The organism is Gemmatimonas sp., assembly GCF_044344655.1.
GTDB lineage: Bacteria > Gemmatimonadota > Gemmatimonadetes > Gemmatimonadales > Gemmatimonadaceae > Gemmatimonas.
Genome location: NZ_JBIJCN010000086.1, coordinates 1 through 5,422, shown reverse-complemented (window position 1 = coordinate 5,422; position 5,422 = coordinate 1). Strand labels below are relative to the sequence as shown.

General features: G+C 69.5%; 4 protein-coding genes. All 4 read left to right on the top strand.

Features of this window, described 5'->3' with window-relative positions:
* The first annotated feature begins 355 nt into the window (after nucleotides 1-355).
* Nucleotides 356-1,606 (top strand): cell division protein FtsZ, encoded by a 1,251-nt coding sequence (ftsZ, locus tag ACIQ51_RS13980; protein WP_396205677.1) that lies wholly within the window; start codon nucleotides 356-358, stop codon nucleotides 1,604-1,606.
* A complete protein-coding gene (locus ACIQ51_RS13975; protein ID WP_396205676.1) occupies nucleotides 1,603-2,874 on the top strand; it encodes a M23 family metallopeptidase in 1,272 nt (423 codons plus the stop codon). Before ftsZ ends, ACIQ51_RS13975 begins: the two co-directional genes overlap by 4 nt.
* Nucleotides 2,875-3,015: 141 nt before the next feature.
* A complete protein-coding gene (locus tag ACIQ51_RS13970) occupies nucleotides 3,016-4,896 on the top strand; it encodes a hypothetical protein (RefSeq protein ID WP_396205675.1) in 1,881 nt (626 codons plus the stop codon).
* Between the two features lie 46 nt (nucleotides 4,897-4,942).
* Nucleotides 4,943-5,422 (top strand): signal recognition particle receptor subunit alpha (locus tag ACIQ51_RS13965; RefSeq protein WP_396205674.1); only part of this gene is annotated, 480 nt, incomplete at its 3' end.

The window sequence follows — 5,422 nt, the reverse complement described above, 5'->3', positions numbered from 1 at the left end:
TTCGGGAATATCACGCCGGAGCCGCATCCACATCTCCGCCGGCGATCACATTATCACGAACCGTGTCGATCGGCAGGGGTGTGGATAACTCAGGGGGCGTTTTTGTGACGGCAGCGACCGTCGGCAAATCACGCCAACTTCAACAAAATCCAGTGCTTGCGCGGCAGAAGCGAATGTGTATTCTAGGGGAGCTTCCAGCACCAGCAGCTGCACGTTCCACATTTGCACATCGGTCGGCAGCGCGGTCCACCAGTCTCGGTGGAGCTCGCCGCACGCCGACCGCCACTCCTTCGCTCGCCCCGCGGGCTGCGACCTTCACCCTGTTCCTGCCAAGCCCCGTATGGAGCTCCCCCGGATGACCTTCGAGTTCGAAGAGAACGCCCCGCAGAACGCCCGCATGAAGGTCGTGGGTGTTGGCGGCGGCGGCGGCAACGCCGTGAACCGCATGATCGAGGAGCACCTCGAGGGTGTTGAGTTCATCTCGGTGAACACCGACGCTCAGGCCCTCATGAACTCGAAGGCCGACGTCAAAATCCAGATTGGCAAGAAGCTCACGCGCGGCCTCGGTGCCGGCGCGCGTCCCGAGATCGGGCGCCAGGCGGTCGAGGAAAACCGTGAGGACACCAAGCGCGTGCTTGGCAACGCCGATCTCGTCTTCGTGACCTGCGGGATGGGCGGCGGCACCGGCACGGGTGCCGCGCCCGTCATCTGCGAGCTCGCGCGCGAAGCCGGCGCACTGACCGTCGGCATCGTCACGCGCCCCTTCCTCTTCGAAGGGCGCAAGCGCATGCGGCAGGCCGAAGAGGGGATCGCCGAGATGCGCAAGAACGTGGACACGATGATCATCGTGCCCAACGAGCGGCTGCTCGCCGTCGTGGGCAAGGGGATCCCGTTTCACGAGGCGCTCAAGAAGGCCGACGAAGTGCTGCTGCACGCCACACAGGGGATCTCGGTCCTGATCTCCGAGACCGGCCTCGTGAACGTCGACTTCGCCGACGTGCGCACCGTCATGCAGAACGGGGGCTCAGCGCTCATGGGCACCGGTATCGGCCGCGGTGAGAATCGCGCCATCGAGGCCGCGCAGCAGGCCATCGCGTCGCCGCTCCTCGACAACGTGTCCATCTCCGGCGCCACGGGCGTCCTCGTCAACATCACCGGCGGTGAAGACCTCACCCTCGGCGAAGTCCACCAGATCAACGACATCGTGCACGAGGCCGTGGGCGACGAGGCCGAAATCATCTTCGGCGCCGTCCACGAGCCGGCCATGATGGGCGAGATCCGCGTGACCGTCATCGCGACCGGCTTCGACCGCTACATGCAGCAGGCGGCCCCGGCCGCCCCCGCCGCGACGCACAGCACGTTTGCCCCTTCCGCCCGGCCCCTGCCGTCTGCATCTTCTGATGCTCAGGGTGCTCATCCCAAAGCGCCGTCAGTCCTGCCATTCCCGGCCGGCCGACCGGCGGCGAGACCTGCGGCCCCCGCCGCTCGTCCTGCGTGGGAAGGAGCCGCCCCGCGTCCGCCCCGCGTTCCGCCGGCCTCACCGGCCACCAGCGCGGAGCTGGATGACATGGAAATCCCAACGTTCATACGGAGACAGATGGATTGACGTCCTCGCGTAAGCTGCTCGTCGCCGCCGGTTGCCTGGGCATCGGAGCGGCTACTATCGCGCTGGGACGTCCCGTCGAAGAGCGCCCCGCGGCCAGTGTTCTGGCGGCGGGGCCTCGTGTTTCCGTCGCTGCCCGCTGGCGCACTACCGTCGATACCATCCGGCGGGGCGAACCGTTGTCCGTAGCCCTCGAACGGGCTGGCCTTGCGCCCGCCGAGGCGGCACAGGCGCTCAGCGCCGCGAGTGCACTGGATCCGCGTAAGGTTCGCGCCGGCACCACCATCACCACCAAGGTCGATCCCGATTCGGGCGCGTCCGAGGTGGTGTTGCAGCTCGCCATCGATCGCGTGGTCCGCTTCACCCGGTCGGTCGGACAGTCGTGGGTCGAGAAGGAGGAAACCCTCCCCTGGACAACCGATACCGTCGTCGTTGGGGGCGTGGTTAACTCCACCCTCACCGGCGCCATCGCCGCCGGCGCGGGCGCATTCCCCGAGCGCCAGCGCACCGAGCTCGCCTACGCCCTCGCCGATATCCTCGAATATCGTGTGGACCTCAGCCGGGACCTCCAACCCGGTGACTCCATCCGGGTGATGGTCGAACGGCAGAGCGCACCTACCGGGCTGGTCCGCCCCGGCAGCATCATCGCCGCCCGGCTCACCGTCGGCGGCAAGCCCGTCGAAACCATGCGCTTCAAGCAGGGCACGCGCGTGGCCTACTTCGACGGCGACGGCAAATCCATGCGGGCCGCGTTCCTGCGCGCCCCGCTCGCCTTTCGCCGCATCTCGAGTGTCTTCGGTTTGCGCCGGCACCCCATCCTGGGCACGCTGCGTCGCCATGCCGGTACCGATTATGCCGCAGCGGCGGGCACCCCTGTGCGCGCCCTCGGCAACGGCCGCGTGATCTTTGCTGGCTGGAAGGGCGGGTACGGCAAGACGGTCGAGCTCCGGCATACCAATGGCTTTGTGACCCGCTACGGGCACCTCCGCGCCTTCAACGTACGCTCCGGACAGTCGGTGAGTATCGCCCAGACCATCGGGCAGGTGGGCTCCACCGGGCTGTCCACCGCGCCGCATCTCCACTTCGAGGTGCTCGTCAATGGCGTGCACCGCGATCCCCGGGTGGCACTCCGCAACCAGAGTGGGGAGCCCCTCGCGGCCGCACAGCGGGCCGCCTTTGTCCAGCTCAAGGCCCGCCTCTTCGCGCAGCTCGATCAGCCGAGTGTCGTCACGACCGGCCGGTACGGACCCGCCCGTCCCCGCGGGGAGTGATTCTGGGGGCCGCGAGCAGTTCGGCCCAGCACTGCGTACGCACGACACGGGGGCGTAGGCTCCCACTCGCGGGGCAGGAGAATGACGATTCTTCTGCCCCGCGCCCTTTCTCCGATCCGCGCGCCCCGTGAGTGTTCTGTCGTGATTCGCTGGCTCCTTGCCGTTGCCCTTGGACTGCTCGCCGCCTGGCTCGCCTACGGCCGTGCCGGCGGTGTCTCGCGCGGACGCCTGTCGCTGCAGGAATGGCTGCTGGCCACGCTGCGTGCGGCGGCCGTCACCGTGGTGGCCGCTCTCCTGCTTGGGGCGCCACGCGGCGCGGCCCGCCCGCGTGCGCCCCTCGTGGCGATCGACGCCTCGGCCTCCTGGCGCCGCGCCGTGGGCGACGAAAGCACCTTCGTGAAGGCATGGCGCGCGCAGCTGGCTGACAGTGTCCTCCGCGCAGTGGACAGCGATGCCCCGATCGTCCTCGTCGGTGATTCGCTCCGCGATGAGAACGCCGATCGCGCCACGCAACTCATCCCGACTGACGGTGCGTCGCGGGTGCGCCCGGCGGTCGACCGTGCAGCATCGCTGGGGCGAAGTCTCGTGCTCGTCAGCGACGGCGAGGTCGATGATGCCGACGCACTGGCCGATGCGCCGCCTGGCTCTCGCCTCGTGCAGCTCACGCGTGCCCCGCGCATCGACGTGGGCGTCGCCGACCTGGTACTCCCGAGCTCCGCGACCGCGGGGGACACGCTGGCGGCGGCCGTCACCCTCGCCGCCGGCGCCGTGGCGACCCCGGACGGCTCGCTCGTCGTGCGTCTCGACGACGCTGACGTGGCCCGGGTCCCGGTGCCGGCCCTCGCACCGTTTGCCAGCACCCGGATCACCGTGCCCGCAATCGTCCCGCGTGGTGACCGCACGATGCTCGTGCAAGTCCGACTCGACGTCGCCGGCGACGCCGAGCCACGCAACGACACCCTCACCGTGGCGGTGGACGTGGGCGACCGGCCAAGTGCGGTGTTCGTCTCCACCGCGCCGGACATCGACGTGCGTGAGGTGCTGAGCGTGCTGCGTGGTGCGCTCGATGTACCCACGCGCGCCTACTTCCGCGTGGCGCCCAATGTGTGGCGCGTGGAGGGCTCGCTGCAGCCCGTGAACGAAGCGGAGGTGAAGGCGCGAGCCGCCGCCGCGGGCTTGCTGATCATCCATGGTGATACCGCGTGGCGTCCGACGGCCTCGCGCTCCGTGTCGGCGGCGCGGGCTTTCTGGGTGCCTGCGCCCCCCACCGAGATCGCGCGTGCGGGCGATCTCACCCGAACCCCGGAGTGGTATGCGGCGGGGGCACCCCCCTCGCCGCTCATGGCGGCACTCGCGGCGCTCCCCTTCGATTCACTGCCGCCGGTCACCCTCGCCGGCCCGGCTCGTGGTGCCGACACCGTGCTCGCCATGCAGCTCGGCAAGCGCGGCGTCGCGCAGCCCGCCATTGCCACCACGGAAGCGGGGGGCACGCGAACCGCCGTTATTTCCGGGTCCGGGTACGCCGGCTGGTCACTGCGCGCCGGACGCTCGCGCGAGGCATTCACGGCACTCTGGGGCGCTATATTCGATTGGTTGTCGGCGGGGCGGGGTGACCTGCGCGCGGCACGCCCGGTGTCGGGCGTGGTGCGGGCGGGCGAACCTGTTCGCTGGCGGCGCGGTGGGACCGACTCGATCGTAACCGTCCGCCTGACCAGGCGCGGCTCGCCGGCCTCGGCAGGCGATTCGCTCGCCCTGCGTTTCGGCGCCCGCTTTGAAGTCGTGTCGACCGTCCTTCCGCCCGGCGTGTACGACGTCACGGCCGAGGGGGGCGCAAGCGTGCTGGTGGTCAACGCGTCGAGTGAATGGGTGCCGCGTACTCCGGTCGCGGCAGCCGGACCGCTCGCGCGTGGGACGGCCGGGGCCGATGCCCCGCGCCTTGCCGATGCCGGTTGGCCGTTCGTGCTTGCGTTACTGCTGCTCTGTGCCGAGTGGATGGCCCGTCGCGTGGCTGGTCAGCGCTGACGCCCGTCCCCGTGGCGCTCCTCGTTTCCCGATTCCTGCGGTTCCCATGGCTCGTCTGTTCCGTCGCAACGATGATGTGCCCAAGCGCTCCCTCTGGCAGCGCTTCAAGGACGTCGTCACGACCGATGTGTCCGTGCTCTTCAAGGGCGTGGACGAAGGGTCACTCGAGGTCCTCGAAACGCTGCTGATCGAGAGTGATTTCGGCGTGCCCACCTCCCTCGCGCTGGTCGCCGATGTGGAGCGGCGCCACAAGCGCGGCGAGGTGAAGACGGAGGCCGAATTCCGGCAGGCCCTCGCGGAGGGCGTGGAAGCAGCACTTCGCAAGGGCAACAGTGATCCGGCGCTCACGGTGAACGCCGGCGGTCCCACGGTGCTGCTGGTCATCGGTGTGAACGGCGCCGGCAAGACCACCTTCATCGGCAAGCTGTCCGCGAGCGTTCGCGCACAGGGGCGATCCGTACTCCTCGGTGCGGCCGACACCTTCCGCGCCGGCGCTATCGACCAACTGCGCGTGTGGGCCGAGCGC